Raw genomic sequence first — 15,859 nt, 5'->3', positions numbered from 1 at the left:
GAAATGATGGACGACATGAAAATGGATGGAGGTGATGATAATAGTGATGGCGAAGATTATGAAATGATGGACGACATGAAAATGGATGTAAGTGAAGGTACGACTGATACTTTTACCCAAAGCGATGCTGGTACTCCTTTAGAAAATTCTGCTATACCCGCAGATACCGATGATGGAAATGATATAGAAAAGCTAGACTTTGGTTCGGAATTTACCAATCCTAATAATTTGGATTCGTCAGATCGCTTGGTAGGTGGAGAGGGCGCAAATACCTTTGAATTCAACCCATTAATAAATGCCAAACCTGAAATCTACGAAAAGCACATTAAAGAAGACGGTACGATTGATTGGAAAGGCGTGGCAGGAGAAAACGACAATTACCACGACCATTGGGTTGATGGGATTGGCAATGACGCAATCGCCGACTTTAGCGGCAATGGTGGTRAAGGAGACAACATCAAAATTGTCGGTCACACGGTAGCAGTAGAAGTTCTAGAAGAACTAGAAAACCAAGCTACTCTAGGCATTTACAGCGACCAGGGTGCGGATGACAATAGGGGGAATGGCGCACATGACTTCGATGTTATTGGAACTGTTGAAGTGAACCACGATGGCAATTTTKATTTTAGTAAAGATGTAAGCGTCGATCCCAATGTTTTTGATGGTGCTTTTGCCACTGCTTAAAAAATCTCATGAACAGCAACTCTTCAGCAAATTCAGTACAAACTCCTTTCACGGGAGAAGCATTTGTCATCGGCGACACAAAAAAAGAAGAATATCTTCAGGTAGAACATTTTGACAACGGAGGTGCAGGTGTCTCCTATCAAGATTTTGATTCCATCAATCATRGCGGCGACTATCGGCAAAACGAGGGTGTTGACATCGAAAAAACTAGTGATGTTGGTGGCGGCTATAATCTTGGCTGGTTTGCTGGCAAGGAATGGCTGGAATACACTACAGACGTTACCGCAGGGACATACGACCTAAAATTTCGAGTTGCCGCACCGAATGATACTTCTGGTTCAATAAATGTCAAGCTAGATGATAAATTGCTTGGAAAAGTTACCGTTACTGGAACGGGGGGCTGGCAAAATTGGCAGACAATAGAGCTACAAGATGTCGAACTCGATGGTGGCGAGGATAAAATTCTGCTTCTAGAAGTTGGTGATAGTGGTTACTTTAACCTTAATTGGTTAGCGTTCGAGCAAAAAAACGTAAACGATGGCGTAAATGACAAAAACAATAAAGTTGAAAACGTTACTGTTGAAAGTAAATCTTCTGTCCTCAACGCCGTTGAAACACAAAACACTAATAACGTTAATATGAGTAACGTTAAAGCTCGCAGTACCGACGACTTCCTCGACTCAATAGGAGTTATAGTTCAAGCAGGAAACCGAGAAACTGCCTATGGTAATTTTGATTCGGTTATCAAACCCAGACTAGATGAATTAGATGTTCGTCATGTAAGAACYARTGTWAGMCCAGATGACRAYWYRACWATTAGTAGGCTCAARGAAYTRGCAAAACTGGGAATKGAATTYAATYTRGTYATGAACCCTGAAGAACTYAGTCYYRATGAGTCTGTCGMKCTWGTAGAAGAATTCGGAGCGGCGATYGAGTCGGTAGAAGGACCMAATGAATGGAATCATACCAGGGATGAAACTTACAAAGGACAAAACTTTCCCAATGGACTCAGTAACTATCAAGCAGATCTTTATCAGGCAATAAAAAGCGACCCTGATACTGCTAATGTACCAGTAATTGCTCCTGGCTTGTCTAATGCTTTTGGAGTTAAAAACGATGTAGCAGAGTTGGGTCGAGTAAAAGCCGATTTTAACAATGCCCATCACTATCCCTCTGGTTTAAACCCATATAATGATGAGTTTTTCTGGCATTTACCTATTTACTATAAGCTTAGTGGCGCAGACAAACCCCTGATTGTCACCGAAACTGGCTATTTTAACTCTGTGCAAGATCCCAAAGGCATATCGGAAGAAGCTGCTGGTAAATATTTACCGAGACTGCTCTTAGAATATTTCAATCTGGGTATCGAACGAACCTATCTTTATGAACTGATCGACGATCGCGCCAGCGATAGCAGAGAATTCAACTTTGGCTTACTACGAGCTGATGGTTCTAAAAAACCTGGTTTTGTGGCGATCGAAAATCTTATTGATATTTTAGATTCTGGCGGCTCGGGTAGTTCGGGAGGCTCTGGTTCTTTAGACTTTGCCCTTCAAGGAGACACCAATGATATTCATCAAACTTTGCTGCAAAAGCAAGATGGGCAATATTATCTAGCTTTATGGCAAGAAGTGCCTAGTTACGACCTCAATACTAATTCCAATATTAATGTACCTGCTAAAAACCTGACCCTAAATTTTGGCAGCAATATACAACAGGCGAAAGTTTACGATCCTCACAAAAGTAAAGATGCTCAAACAACTGTAAGCAACGTAAATTCAATGGATGTTTCAGTATCAGATAAAGTAACTATTTTAGAAATAAGTATTTAATTATGTTTCAGATTTTGTTTTTCGTTAATAGTACAAAGAGACTCATTTATTCGCTCGATATTTCCATTTTGAATAGCGCGTGATAAATTAACAAAATCATGTTTTATGTCTGGAATTTCTCGAACTAACTGCTTAATATAAATCAAATCTGAAAAATTAAAAATTTTGTCGATCTCGGTAAAACTATCGTTATAATTTTGCTTTGAAGCCTGACTTTCTAGCAGTAATTGTTCATTTAATTGTATTATTTTTAAGCTGTTGTCTATGACTTCAGATATTCGATCGAGTAGTTTTATATTAAGCTCGACTAATTCTGTATTTATACTTATTAAATGGTAGCTATTTTTAACAAGATTTTTATTTATAGTTATAAGATAATGTTTATCGGCAATTAACTTTTTATTAGCTTTAAAAAGCTGTAAATAGCTAGGAACTGTAATAACTAATTTTAAAAAAGATTTAAGTTGATTAAACATTGTAAACAAATTGAGTTTTTTAAACTTAGAAAATTATTAACGTAGAGTAATTACAAAAGAATTTGTTAAATAAATACTATAGCATAAATTTTGGAAAAAGAATATTTTTAAAAGTAATACTATCAAATGAAAAAAAGTAATATCGGGCAGTCTGGAATTAATTAATTGTCAAGAAACTAATTATAGACACTACAGGTTTGAATCAGGCGATCGCTTATTAATTGACTGAAATTTTCCATTATTTCTACGCTATGAATTTGACTCGATCGCTTTCACAGTTACTGTGCATCCGGGAGCATCCCGTTTTGGCAAATAGACTAAGCAGTAATTTGTCCATTTAGATAAGCGCATCGTAATCGTAGCATTGGAGTTACCGAAGTAGGATTCCACTGCGCTCCTGAAATTTTCAGACGGCGATCGATTTGTTTGATGGCTGATTCAACTGCTCCAGAACCAATTGAAATATGATACTCAGTTTGTAGCAACTCGTAATTAACTAAACGATGACGGTGTTTTTCGATATAAGCTAAAAACTTTCGCGCCCGTCTAGGGCATTCTTGCTGAAATAAAGCGAGCGCTTGAGAGACTTTTCCTTGCCATAAAAAAGTTTCTCCCTGTCGAAGACGTTTTAATGAACCACCAACTTTGAATAAATTTTCTTTGAGATGAAACCAATCTAAAATTTCATGTCGTTGTTGTGTGTTGGCAATTCGACTAAAAAAATTCCACACTCCTGAATGACCATCTCCTAAGCAGACTAAGGGATTCGTTAATACTTGAGAATTGACCCATGCAGCTAACTCTTCCTTTCTTTGGAATGTTGCTCCATAATAAACTCCTGATAAACGTACTGCTTGATAATCTTTCCATTCGCTTTTTTTGCCTAGAGTTTGAGTTCTCAACCTAACTTTGCCTCCGTCGAGACACACCTCATTTATGGCTATCGAACTATCAGGGAAATCTAAATGCTCTTTTTCTTTGTAGACTTGTCTTTGTAAAGTGCTATGCCCGACTTTCATTCCTGTTAGTAGAAACAAATCTTGCTCTGCTTGAGAGAACGATTCATTGGCACTCAAACATAGACAACATTTTTGCAGTAAAGGACTGATGCGAGCTTTTGCCTCTACACCTAGTTTTTCTAGTTGTCGGCGACGTAAACGTAATTTTCCTATCGAGCTTTTGATGGTTCGCTCCTTTCCAATGTTTGTTTGAGTCTTTTGTTTGATAAAAAAAATGCCATCCCAGGTCCAATTGATTCTAAGAAATGTTCTCTAACTGTTTTTTCTATCTCCTCTAAGGTTTCGCATTTGTCCGATGGAGTATTGCGATACAGAATCTCTGATAGTTCTTGGACACATTCTTGAATCCGTTTTTTCTCTGATGGAGTCATTGACCTTCTTTATAACTCAAGTCCTCTTTCAGTTTGACCTTCATTGCTTCGATTTTTCTACTTCTTTTGTTTTTCTTCCGAAATGGGATGCTCCCTATAATTTTGTTTGTTTTTTTCATATTTTTAACTTTTCAAATATTATGCTTCTACTCGCCGAAAAGTTATGCTTCCAGTGACAAGGTAAGCGTATTGTCATCCCCAAACAATAGAGATACCGCAGTTAGTGCCTTAATAAATGTTTACACAAAATTGTTGAGAAAAAGTTTGGGTAAGTTTGGGTAAGTTTAGATATTTTTGGATAATCATTTAATGCTAATTGACAACATGAGATTGAGCTAATCCAAGGATTTTATTAATTGTGGTATTGTACAAATGTGACTCTCCCCGCCCGTCACTACGTTTTGGGCGAGGCTTCTATTAGAGCTAAACTGATACTGTTGGGTACAAGTTTAGCCTAGTAGGGCAGGTCACACTGCCCCTGGTTATCTCATCCAAGTTTACACTTGGGATTGATGCCACTTTTAGGATGTTGGCACTCGCCTGAGCATCTGCATTTACGAGCCAACCTTTAGCGGTACGGAAAAGTTTAGTAGCTATTCTTTTACCTGAAGACTTCCAATTATCTGGTTTTTCTCCGTATTTGGGAATGAAGTCTCCATCAAAAAACGACGCTTTGCTAGTGTAAGCTTCGTTGACTTCTACAAAATTGACTCCGATTTCAGTAAGCACTACTTTTAACCGTTCCTTTAATTTGGCAGTAGGCAATTGATAGAAGTTCTGGTTATTACGTTTGCCTAGATTAGCTTTCTGCTTAATGCCTTGATTCCATCCCATTACAACTGTTCCAATGCCACTGTCGATACAGTAATTAGCTATAGTACGAGCTATTTTGTTGATGTAATCAGAAAGTCTGCGATTGCGCTTTTCAGTCATTAAAGCAAGTTTTTTACTCCATGCGCGTGGAGCGCATCGCCTTTCGCCTGATGGCGAAAGTCGGCAATCTCCAGATTGCCCCTTATTGTGCTTGGCTACCTCACGATTAAGAGTACGATTCCAAAAGTTAGGTCTTTTACCATCAATGATGAATGAATCACCAGTAGTAGAAACGCAGGTAAGCCAATTCTTGACTCCTGGGTCAATACCTAACGCTTTTTTAAATTCTAATTGATACTGTTTTTCTTTTCTTTGATATACCCATTCGACGTAAAAACATCGGTTTCTAGGAAATATTCTTACCTCCTTGATTTTTTCAGGGTGAATGTTTTTGGGAGCAGGAATATAGATTTCTTTTATCCCCTCTAACTTACCAATCTCAGCACCCAAAGGAAGTCTGATTAACCCAGTTTCAATAGTTTCATTTAATCTTAGATGCTGCGCTGGATAGGTGAATCCAGACATCCCACCTGATTTGCGATATCTAGGCATTTTTGGCTTATCTTCTAATTCGCCTCGATACCAGAGTTGTATTACTTCGTAATGAGACTTGAAAGATTCGCATACAGACATCAAAGTTTGTTGTGCTACCTGAGAAAACAAACACTTGTAATGTTTATTTTGCTTCAGATGCTTGTCCAAATCGTAATAGTTGTAATCAACTTGACCAGATTGTCTGGCAGCACGTTTAAGAGCATAGATAGCACAATTAGTAAGACTGTTAGCCTGACGGCACAGGTATTCGACTACCCGTTGCTCAAAACTATCTAGCTTTAATCTGTCTTGTTGACAACCGTAAAACATGATGGTTTACAATTATTACATCTCAATTATAGTAGCAGTTTTAATCTAATGAATCAAGATGCCTTGCAATGCAGAAGCGAAGCTTCAGATCCTCGTCTAACGACGACTAGTAAGGCTTTGCCTTACGCATCAACGCGACATTGTAAATATCAATCTGGACATCATTTTGTTTGGATTCCTTTCAAACGCCGAAAGATATTTAAGAATGATGAGATTATTACTGCTACTAAAAAATATATAGTTGAAGCCATAGAAAACAATGACATGACTTTAATTGCCATAGAAGTAGACAAAACACTCATGGATCATGTCCATGTATTTGTTTCCATTCCCCCCAGAATATCAGCATCTCAAGCAGTAAATATCATGAAAGGATATAGTTCGAGGCATTTAAGAAAAGAATTCGACTGGCTTAAAAAATTACATGACAAACCTAAGCTTTGGGCAAGTTCTTATTATTGGGGAACAACAGGAAATGTATCTGCTCAAGCAGTCAAACGATATATTGAAGAGTGTCAGGGATGATTTATTAATTATTTTATTGATTTTTTATCAACGCTCCTGCGTCGCGGAGTCTTATATCCCCGCCTTCCGCTTCGCTACTGACGAGGTTTTACGACTCGTTTTATAACCTATTTTCTGTTTTGTTAATAAAAATCTTTAGGCACAAAAAGCGCAGTAACTCGCGCTATCGTATAACCGATTTACTCATAATTACCAAGAAAATTCCAGTAATCTTCAGATTCGGGTTCGATCGCAGAAGAAGTTCGATTGTGAGAACCATCCCAATATTCTGATTCAACTAAGTCTGAGTGATAGCTATCTTCTAATAGTTCTTTCCGAATGCGGTCTATGTAGCGTTGCTTATCTACGGCTAAAGTTGAAACAGCTAATTGTTGTTTTTCTTTGATGATAGGTTCTGAGTTCGTTATCGGAACATCAGCAGAAGTTGGTTCGAGGTTTTGTGGTGGTGATAATGACTCGGTAGGAAGTTCAATAAAAGGATCTGAGTTAGCGGCTCGTCGTCTTCTTCTTTTAATTGGTTCGCTCATTAATAGGTAGTCGAGGAAAAATGGGTTTGGACGTTTATATTTTAAACAGCGAGTAAAAACAGATGAAGGCAAAATTCCTAAAAAGTCATTCATGTAGAGCGATTGCCTCTGGCAGCGGCAATTGCGATCACAGACAATCATATTTCATTGGGTAACGATCGAACTAATAAAGCATGGATAGATAGATAGTAATGAAGTCAATAAGACTATTGTTAGTTACTGTAGTATTTTTGAGTATTGATTTGTGGCTCTACAAGGTAACTTTAGCTCAAGAATGTCCTTACGATAGCTATGCGATAATTGGTAACAACTGTATAGATTTAAACGCTCTAGCAGGATCGTCGAAGCGACCGACGAAAAGATTGCAAAATCGTGTTCAGAACGGCAGAGAGCTTGATTTTTCCTCAAATACTACCAATCTTGCTTTAGAGGATGACACGAGTTGTAGTGAGTTTAACTATCAAGATGAGGCACAAGATTATTTGTTAAAATATCGTGCCTATCAACTTGATTATGATGCTAACGGTATTGCTTGCGAACATTTAATATTTCGGAAATACGGCTACTTAAGCGAAGAAGATTGGAGAGTTCTGAAGGAAGAAAATTTTTATCGTAACGACCCTCGAAGTTTCGGACATGAAAATCCTTTAACCTTAAGCGAAGTACAAAGCATTCTTGGATTTAGCGGTAAAAGTAAACAAGCTTCAGGCAGAACATCTAAGTGGATTTGGATTGATATCGTAAACCCCAAACGCCAGATTGAGGCAAATTTCGTTGATTCTCTAATGACAGAGTTCAAGGGTCGTGGCTTCAAAGATAAAAGTCATTACCGATAACAATAATTTTTTAAACAGAAAAAACAATCGGAATAAATCGAGATTTTCATAAACAGAATATTTGGTAAAACGATCTAGATCGCTGTCACCTGACTATTTTCAAGAAAAAATAGTTAGTGAGCTTAAACTTTTAAATAAACAAAATTTATTAATAAAAAATATAAATCAATTAAAATGATGTCAATTAAAACAACTTTAGTATTAGCTGCTTTATCAACTATTTATTTACCGATAAGTTCGGCAAACGCTAATCCAAGCTCTTGTAGAGCCGCAGCTATTACACCTTTGGAAAAGAAAGCAGTAAAAGTTTTGCAAGATATGTATGGTTTGCAAGCAAAGATGAATATTATCAGCAAAAATTTAAATGAATTAAATCATCAACGAAGAGCGGGCTATAACGCTTATGATTCTAATAGCGTAAATCGATACAATGAAATAATTAACAAGTACAACAATACTGTTCTGCAAAAAAATACTGTTTCAAATGAGTATAATCAATTAAAAAATTCATTTAATGCCACGATAAATCAAATTTCTCCGTCAACAAATATTGGATTTACAAGTTGTCTAAATGTTGCAGTACTTGGCTTGGAAGTAAATACAACCAAAATAAATGTAGATGCAACTGGTTTGAATATTGATTCAACTAGTATAGAAACCGAAAACTTAAGGAGAAGAATAGAAAATGTACGTTATTAACTAAAATTTGCAATTATATGAATAGTTTTGATAAATAACTACATAAGTTTATTTATCGAGGACAAAAAGACTAATTCACTTGCTAATATATTTTTGTAATAATCAAGCTAAAGCAAACAGAGCGATAAGCCTACTCTTTGAGAATGCAGAGTCTAATGACTTGCTCTGCAAACGCATACGGCATGGCTACGCTACGCAGTCTATATCAAAAATCCTCATTTTTAATTGCTCATTTGTTTATTTTGCAAAACAGTTTGGGAAATCTATAACTATGAACTTTATATATACAAAAATATGAGATTGTTAATTAGACTTACAGGTTTAGCTTTATTATTACTGGGAATTTATTATTTAGGACAAAATATTTATTTTTCGACAAATCCGTATCCTTACTGGTGGAGAGGAATAGCGGCTGATGCTTCTATTTTATTTTTGACGACAGGAATATTAATGTTTTTTGCTCTTCCAAGCAGAGATAAAGTTTTGAGTGGTATAGCAATAGCTATTGGAATTCTATTGATTTTTGCCAGCAGTAGAGCTATTTTGAATCCTACTAGTTTATGGCAATTTGTTCTATCGTTGGCAAGTTTTATCGGTGGCTATCAATTATTTACTACTGGTCGTATGAGTATTTAAATGCAATTAGCTACATTAAGGGGCTGGCTGAGCCTACAACTTGCGTTGCGCTTCCGCTAATAGCTTGTTGTTTATTAAAACTTTATTCAAAGTTAAATATCAACAACGTCTATCTCTTTCTAAATCTCTAATTACTTTTTCTTGATACCAAATGTAGCTTTTTCCAGGGTTATTTTGGCGAACATTCCTTATTAGCCTTAAAGCAGCTTTTTCATCGCCACTTAACATAGTCAAAAGTTTTTTATTTAATCCTGTATCTAATTTATACTTTGCCTTAGTCTTTTTTTGTTTTTTAATTTCTTTTACAAAAATATAAATCAGAAAAAATAAAGATGCAAATAAGATAAACGCAATCAAAGATTCCATATTTTGTTTGGTTTCAGAAAATTGAAAACTATTGGTTTTATTATTCCCATTTACTTCAACAGAAATTAAAGGCGATTGCATGATTGCAGCGGCAGAGCCGATCGCTTGACAATTGTTTTCTGTTCGCGTCAATTAGATTCGCAACCAATTCCGTCGCGGTCGCGATCGAAGTTATGAGGATCGTTGCCTACTACCTTGAAGCGTCGAAAGCTGATATCACCGCAGTTTAAATCTGGCGGATAGTTTGGGATACAGACATCTGGGTAGCTGGCATCGCAATTACTACCATTATTTTGATTAGCTGTTGGTTGGCTGGAACTGCGTCTGCCTTTTCTGAAGTCCCAAGGCATAACTAATTCCGAAGCACTCCAGAAGTTAAGTCGTTTCTGCTTGGCATTATTTTCAGCAGCTAGGTAAGAATCTTTAGTTGACTTGCAACCGTCCAAATATTGATGATAAACAACAGCATGACCTTCTTTAATCATAGTTAAATTAATTGACTGGTTTTGCCGATAGACTTCAGCTACAGTTCTGTTATAGCGATCGGTATCGATCGCTCGGTAACTTACGGTTTGTCCGATAGGCAATAGTTGTTGTAAACGAGCTTTAGCTTCGTTGCCATAAGGGTTTTGGGCTAGCTCGCTAGCATCAATACATCCCAATCTGATGGCAATAACTTCCGAATTTTTCTCGATGCGAATGGTATCTCCGTCACCAATGCTAACAACTTTGGCGTTTTCTATTATCGGGCTAGCAATTATAGGCGTAGAAATTAAGTTGGAAATTAAAAGTGAGGCACAGATGAAAATTAGTGTTTTCATAGGGAAAGTGAGTTCTGCCTACTTATTATTCCCAAATTTAAAGTGTTTTTTAGGTTGTCTGAGGCGGTCACTTTCAATCTTTATGAAATATGTTGCAAAGGTTAGCGATTGCGCTACGATGGCTAGTTTGGTTTTATTCGTAATTATTGCGGTAGACGAAAACACATTCATAACAACTATTTTCTCACATTAATTTTTGATTGGTACATTGATTTATTAGTTAAGTAAATAGGTAAGAAAATAGAGCTAGTTTAATGTCATGGCTCAGGACAAAGTATTTGATTATCAAAAGAGCGAATTATATTTTCGCTATAATTCAAAGTAATAATATTTAATTTTGTTTGCCATTAATTTACGGCGTTCGGCTAGAAAATTATTATAATTATCAATAGTTTTGGTTTCCATACCATCAGGAAGACAGTGCCTTAAAAAATTATGGCTCATTTGCTCTATATTATTGATTCCACCAAACTTAGTTGCACCATCTTTGGTTTGCTCTAAAAGGAGTAAAAAATATTCAGACGGGGGTTTGTCTCCAATAGAAATATTGATTTCACTCTGCATCATTACATAATTAGCAATCTGGTTATATCGACCGCGAGTTAAGCCGTGTTTTTGAAGATATTTTTTGGGAAATATGTGGTGAATGTCTCCTTTATGGAGTAAAAGGTCACTTACAGTAATATCTTTTGATAAAAATCCTTTATCATTTGCTTTGACTTGAGATGCCAGGAAAACTTTGAAATAAGGACTACTAGCTACAGAAGTATTCATTTGTTGTGGTAACGATGAGTTCCAAAACGCCTCTGATAAATCAGCAGATTCGATTTTTGATAAGTATTCTGGAAATCCAAACTCATTGATTCTTTTTATGTCCAGATCAAATGTAGATTCTGGAGAGCCAGAATATCTTCCAGTTAATATAGACATGACAAACCATTTACGAACATAGGATTCTATTAGACTTGAATCAATCTTTTGTGCTTTTAGAACTAAATAAACGATATAAGAAAAGTTAAGAGCATTTTTAGAACGAATCATTGATGAGATGATAAATCCAGATGAGCGAATAATCATGATAAAACGCTTGAAGTTAGTTTCATTCATAAAATTGAAAATGCCTTTCTCAAGCATCTTGAAAGATGATTCTGCTATTTCTTCTTCATAACTTCTAGTTTCAAAGTTTCTACCTGAGAGTAAAGCTACTAAATCTTCTAATCTTCCTCGCTTGAACTCTGAAGTAAAAGCTACACGCAACATATCGGTATATGAAGGAGCATACAAACTATCGTTGAAGGATTTTAGCCAGGACATTTTCTGAAAGTATTCTGTATCTRAAAAATCCACATCTATTTCTGCTAGTTGCTGGTAAAATTCTGGTGCAACTGCCAGATGACAAAAGTAATCAATACATTTTCTTAGTAAATTACCTTCATAAGTTTCATTGGCAGCAATTTTGGACATAGCAAAATCTGCTTGACTTAAACTCTTTCCTTGAGAGTTAATACGTATAAATATTTCTGTAATAGTTTCAATATCTAAATCTGAATTAAGTTCTATTAAACCGATATGGTTGTTGGCTATCCCTTTTAATAGCTCGATACTTTCAAAAATCTTGTCTTGGTCAGCATTTTCATTTTTTTGACAATAATCATAGACAAATTTGATAGTTTTAAAATCATGAGCAAAAACTCTGGCAATATCTACAATCCAAGATTTGTCTTTGCTGATAGCAGTATTAGAAACTTCAAATTTTCTTTCTTGTGGCTGAAAAGCAATTGTTATGTGTATTTTTCTGTAGTCTTTGTTGATTACATATTTTCCTAAAACAGCAGCCATTAGAGCAGTAACACGCTGTTGCCCATCTATCAATATTCTTTTGCCACTAGATGAAGTTCCGTCTTTTAACTTAACTGTAGGATTACGCCATGCAATCAGATAACCTACTGGATATCCTTGATAAAGAGAATCGATTAGGTCGCGAACTTGGCTGCTATTCCAGACGAACGGTCTTTGAATTTCGGGTATAGCAATTTCTCCTGAACTAATCCAAGAAAGTAATGTTTGAACAGGATGTTGATTGACTGAATATTTTGGCATGGGCATGAATAACGATATTTTAAATGTGCTTGCTTAATGATTAGAATGCCCATTTATTTATCTGTGCTAGTAATTTTGTTTTAAAGTAATTGAGAGCAGTCTTTAAAAACTTCTTGGTGAAAAATCTTCGTTCTCGCCGATAATTTCTGATTGTGTAAGCTCATCGGACATTTCAACAATTGCTCGATTGACTGGTTTATGTACCGATTCGTTTTGGTAATTGTCCATGTCTTCGTAACGGCGGCGTTTGGCTCGATTGGCTGTAGCCAATCCGACCAGCACGCTTCGTGCTGCCAGAGCTTCGCTCTGGGATGGCTGGAGCCGTCCCTTTGGAAATGGCGAATCTGCGTATGCAAAATGGCTACCTGAACCACAATGCGATAGCGATTTCTAGCAGCACCCATCAGTTCGTCAGTACAAAACATTACTTGAGAAGTGTCTGAAGTTGTCATGAGCAAGATGTCTGAGAAGTTGTCTATTCACAAGATTCCCCCAAACATCTAAAAAACATCGGCAAGCTATAGACAAAAAGAAACTTGGGAGCGATCGGCTTTGCCGCACAGCTTCGGCTGTGCGGCAAAGCCGATAAGCGGAAGCGCAAGCTGAGTCTACGACTTACGTTGAGCTTTAGCTAGTTGAGAGAGCTTGATAACTGTGTTTTGCAAATTTTTATTCCTTATAAATCGTTGCGTTAGTGTAAATTTTTACTGGCTAAATGGGAATTATAAAGTAAAGATAATTTTTTTTATTTATGAATTTATTCAATCCAGAATGCTCTAATTTAGGAGAGTGTGTTGATTGCATACTAGATTTAGTCAAACAAGAATCAGCGTTAAATTTTCCTCAAAACATATCAATTGTAGAAGCTTCACTAAGAAAAGCGATTGCTCCTAAATTTGAAATTGTCTTTGCTGGTGCTTTTAGTGCGGGCAAGTCGATGTTAATCAATGCCTTATTAGAAAGAGAATTACTTTATAGTGCCGAAGGACACGCAACTGGAACCGAATGTCATATTGAATATGCTGAAGCCGATGCCGAAAGAGTAGTTTTAACTTTTCTCAGTGAAGCGGAAATATATCAACAGATACTTAATCTGTGTCAGTATTTGGAACTAAACGCCGCAACAGAAATAGATTCGGAAGTGATTGACTTACTAGGTAAAGCTGCAAAAGCAATTATCGAACACGAAGGAGGAATAAATAAATCGGAACGAGCTAAAAGAGCTTATGCTTTAATTTTACTTCTAGAGGGATTTGTTAATAATCGCGATCGCCTGCATCCTCATAACCATGCTACCTATTCAATGGAGCAGTTTAATTTTAATAATTTAACTGAAGCTGCTAGCTATGCTAGACGGGGAAATAATAGTGCAGTTTTAAAAAGGATTGAATATCACTGCCATCATCCCTTATTAAAAGACGGCAACGTTTTGGTAGATATGCCTGGTATCGATGCGCCAGTAAAAAAAGATGCCGAACTTACCTATCAGAAAATCGAACATCCCGATACTTCGGCTGTGGTGTGTGTGTTCAAGTATGCAGCGACGGGAGAAATGACTTCCGAAGAAACTGAATTAATGGAAAAAATGCGGGCTAACCCAGGCATTCGCGATCGCGTTTTTTATGTCTTTAACCGTATCGATGAAACTTGGTATGTTGCACAATTACGTCAACGGCTAGATAAACTGATTCAAACTGAATTTAGCAACAACAACAGAGTTTATAAAACTAGCGGTTTATTAGGTTTTTACGGCAGTCAAGTTAAACATACCAGCAGTAGCAACCGTTTTGGCTTAGATACAATTTTTGCCGAAAGCGTCAAAGGCATTGGTGGTGAAGAAGAAACCCCGCAATTTGTAAACGAATTTAATAAATACTGTGCTGCTTCTGGCAAATTAACCCGTACTAATTTTAAAGTATCGGTCAACAGTTATGAAACTTCCAACCAAAACTACACTCGAATTCTTAGCGAGTGGGGTACGCCGTTAATCGAACAGCTTATTGCTGATAGCGGTATTGAAGAATTTCGCACCGCTATTACTCGCTATCTGACAGAAGAAAAACGTCCCCAACTATTTGCGACTTTAGCTGACGATCTCCAGCCGCTTTGTATCAGTCTCAAAAAACATTACGAGTCACAGCTTAGAGAATTAGATAGCCAGCCTCGCGAAATTGAGACAATGAAAGCACAGGAACTAGCCCAACTCAATCACCAACTACATCAGATAGGAAAAGACTTTACCAAACATATAGAGAACGAAGTCAATTTAGTCGTTACCAATAGCGATCGCGATTTTGAAACAGATTTCCGCGAACTCAAAGCCAGAATGGTTAGCCGACTGGACGAACTATTGCAAACTTTTTCCGTTCGTGATGCCTATAGTCTGGCTACTCTTTCTCATCCTCGTAACGCCACCGCACCTTTGCTTGCAGTTTTAGTAGAAGCTTTATACTATCTCTCTAACGAACTGGAAACAGTATTAGTAGAAGCAGCGCAAACAATTGTCGATCGCTTTTGTCAGCGTTTGAGCGATCGCATCCAAAAAACCGAATATTATCGTTCACTGTACCGCTTACTAGATAACGATAGCGGTGTTGAAAGCCAATTAAAAGAGATAGAAATCAAATTAATTCATGGCTTGGAATGCGAAGCGCGAACCGAATGCGATCGCTACGTGCGTGAAAGTCCACGTTTTTACGATGAAGGAACTTTTTCTATTTACCAGTTTCGACAAACCTTACAGCAAACCTCGCAAGGTTATGACGCAGAAAGTATAGTAGGTGCCGAACCTGCTATCAGACAACTATTAAAGCTGGATTTTGAACCCAAAGTTTCTGCTACAGTACATCGTAACTTTCGTTCTGCGATCAACAAGACTATAAAAGCTCATCTGCTACCAATGGCAGAACAGCAAGCCGAAACAGTTCTACAACACTATCCTCAAGCTAAAGCTCATTTAGAAAAGACTTTGGAAAAAGAAGCAACCGAAAAAATTGCTTATAATCAGCGTTTGCAACAGGAAATCGAACAAAAAATCGCGCAGTATAACAAAGTAATTACAAGTATAAATACCTGTTTGTCAGCTATGAAGTTAAGCGATCGCTCTTTACCACTAATTCTCGAAGAAGAATCTATCAGTGAAGTTACCGAAAATGGTTATAGCGATCGCACCGAGATCGAAACGGCACTACCTGTAACCGAAATCTAAACCTTTAAAGTGGGCGAGTTGC

General features: G+C 37.0%; 13 protein-coding genes and 2 pseudogenes. 7 read left to right on the top strand and 8 right to left on the bottom strand.

Translation table 11 applies throughout. The annotated features are described in order from the left end of the window. Both KV40_RS24125 and KV40_RS24120 read left to right on the top strand, forming a co-directional pair. Nucleotides 1-684: pseudogene (locus tag KV40_RS24125) on the top strand (calcium-binding protein); the annotation flags it as partial. Between the two features lie 8 nt (nt 685-692). Then, on the top strand, nt 693-2,516 hold the full coding sequence (locus KV40_RS24120; protein WP_036486781.1) for a carbohydrate-binding protein: 1,824 nt from the start codon (nt 693-695) through the stop codon (nt 2,514-2,516). Here the strand turns inward: KV40_RS24120 and KV40_RS24115 are convergent. From KV40_RS24115 to KV40_RS24100, 3 genes are all read right to left on the bottom strand, one after another. Continuing rightward, on the bottom strand, nt 2,513-2,992 hold the full coding sequence (locus tag KV40_RS24115; protein ID WP_036486780.1) for a hypothetical protein: 480 nt from the start codon (nt 2,990-2,992) through the stop codon (nt 2,513-2,515). The genes KV40_RS24120 and KV40_RS24115 overlap by 4 nt on opposite strands. Before the next feature lie 317 nt (nt 2,993-3,309). After that, a protein-coding gene (locus KV40_RS24110) for an ISKra4 family transposase (RefSeq protein WP_156114156.1) occupies nt 3,310-4,382 on the bottom strand; the annotation gives its coding sequence in 2 pieces (ribosomal slippage) (nt 3,310-4,226 and nt 4,226-4,382; 1,074 coding nt in all). Between the two features lie 423 nt (nt 4,383-4,805). Then, nucleotides 4,806-6,119 (bottom strand): RNA-guided endonuclease TnpB family protein, encoded by a 1,314-nt coding sequence (locus KV40_RS24100; RefSeq protein ID WP_036486771.1) that lies wholly within the window; start codon nt 6,117-6,119, stop codon nt 4,806-4,808. Nucleotides 6,120-6,167: 48 nt separating this feature from the next. On the opposite strand from KV40_RS24100, the gene tnpA reads away from it, so the two are divergent. Beyond that, nucleotides 6,168-6,644, top strand: coding sequence for an IS200/IS605 family transposase (tnpA, locus tag KV40_RS24095; RefSeq protein WP_052055899.1), 477 nt, complete (start codon nt 6,168-6,170; stop codon nt 6,642-6,644). Between the two features lie 179 nt (nt 6,645-6,823). Here the strand turns inward: tnpA and KV40_RS24090 are convergent, their stop codons facing one another. Beyond that, nucleotides 6,824-7,264: a hypothetical protein gene (locus KV40_RS24090; protein WP_036486769.1), complete on the bottom strand. Its 441-nt coding sequence runs from the start codon at nt 7,262-7,264 to the stop codon at nt 6,824-6,826. 98 nt (nt 7,265-7,362) lie between these two features. Here KV40_RS24090 and KV40_RS24085 point away from each other — a divergent pair, with 98 nt between their 5' ends. The 3 genes from KV40_RS24085 to KV40_RS24075 all read left to right on the top strand — a co-directional run bounded on the left by KV40_RS24085 (nt 7,363) and on the right by KV40_RS24075 (nt 9,342). Next, the gene (locus tag KV40_RS24085) at nt 7,363-8,007 is read left to right on the top strand and encodes an excalibur calcium-binding domain-containing protein (RefSeq protein ID WP_036486767.1); all 645 of its coding nucleotides are present in this window, start codon (nt 7,363-7,365) and stop codon (nt 8,005-8,007) included. A 174-nt stretch (nt 8,008-8,181) separates the two neighbouring features. Then, on the top strand, nt 8,182-8,706 hold the full coding sequence (locus KV40_RS24080; RefSeq protein WP_156114154.1) for a hypothetical protein: 525 nt from the start codon (nt 8,182-8,184) through the stop codon (nt 8,704-8,706). 294 nt (nt 8,707-9,000) lie between these two features. Next, nucleotides 9,001-9,342 (top strand): hypothetical protein, encoded by a 342-nt coding sequence (locus KV40_RS24075; RefSeq protein WP_036486763.1) that lies wholly within the window; start codon nt 9,001-9,003, stop codon nt 9,340-9,342. Between the two features lie 99 nt (nt 9,343-9,441). Here KV40_RS24075 and KV40_RS32520 read toward each other — a convergent pair whose 3' ends face one another. The 4 genes and pseudogenes from KV40_RS32520 to KV40_RS35225 form a co-directional block, all read right to left on the bottom strand. Further along, nucleotides 9,442-9,840, bottom strand: coding sequence for a hypothetical protein (locus KV40_RS32520; RefSeq protein WP_052055898.1), 399 nt, complete (start codon nt 9,838-9,840; stop codon nt 9,442-9,444). After that, nucleotides 9,837-10,529 carry a thermonuclease family protein gene (locus KV40_RS33675; RefSeq protein ID WP_036486759.1) on the bottom strand — a complete coding sequence of 231 codons (693 nt, stop codon included), beginning with the start codon at nt 10,527-10,529 and terminating at the stop codon, nt 9,837-9,839. The genes KV40_RS32520 and KV40_RS33675 overlap by 4 nt, the downstream gene beginning before the upstream one ends. Nucleotides 10,530-10,838: 309 nt before the next feature. Continuing rightward, nucleotides 10,839-12,635: a DUF262 domain-containing protein gene (locus KV40_RS24060; protein WP_036486757.1), complete on the bottom strand. Its 1,797-nt coding sequence runs from the start codon at nt 12,633-12,635 to the stop codon at nt 10,839-10,841. A 96-nt stretch (nt 12,636-12,731) separates the two neighbouring features. Continuing rightward, a pseudogene (locus KV40_RS35225) lies at nt 12,732-13,081 on the bottom strand (hypothetical protein). 299 nt (nt 13,082-13,380) lie between these two features. Between KV40_RS35225 and KV40_RS24050 the strand changes: the two are divergent. Next, nucleotides 13,381-15,837 carry a dynamin-like GTPase family protein gene (locus KV40_RS24050; RefSeq protein WP_036486753.1) on the top strand — a complete coding sequence of 819 codons (2,457 nt, stop codon included), beginning with the start codon at nt 13,381-13,383 and terminating at the stop codon, nt 15,835-15,837. The last annotated feature ends 22 nt before the right edge of the window (nt 15,838-15,859 follow it).

It is taken from the genome of Myxosarcina sp. GI1, assembly GCF_000756305.1.
GTDB lineage: Bacteria > Cyanobacteriota > Cyanobacteriia > Cyanobacteriales > Xenococcaceae > Myxosarcina.
This window is presented reverse-complemented; position numbering and strand designations above follow the sequence as displayed.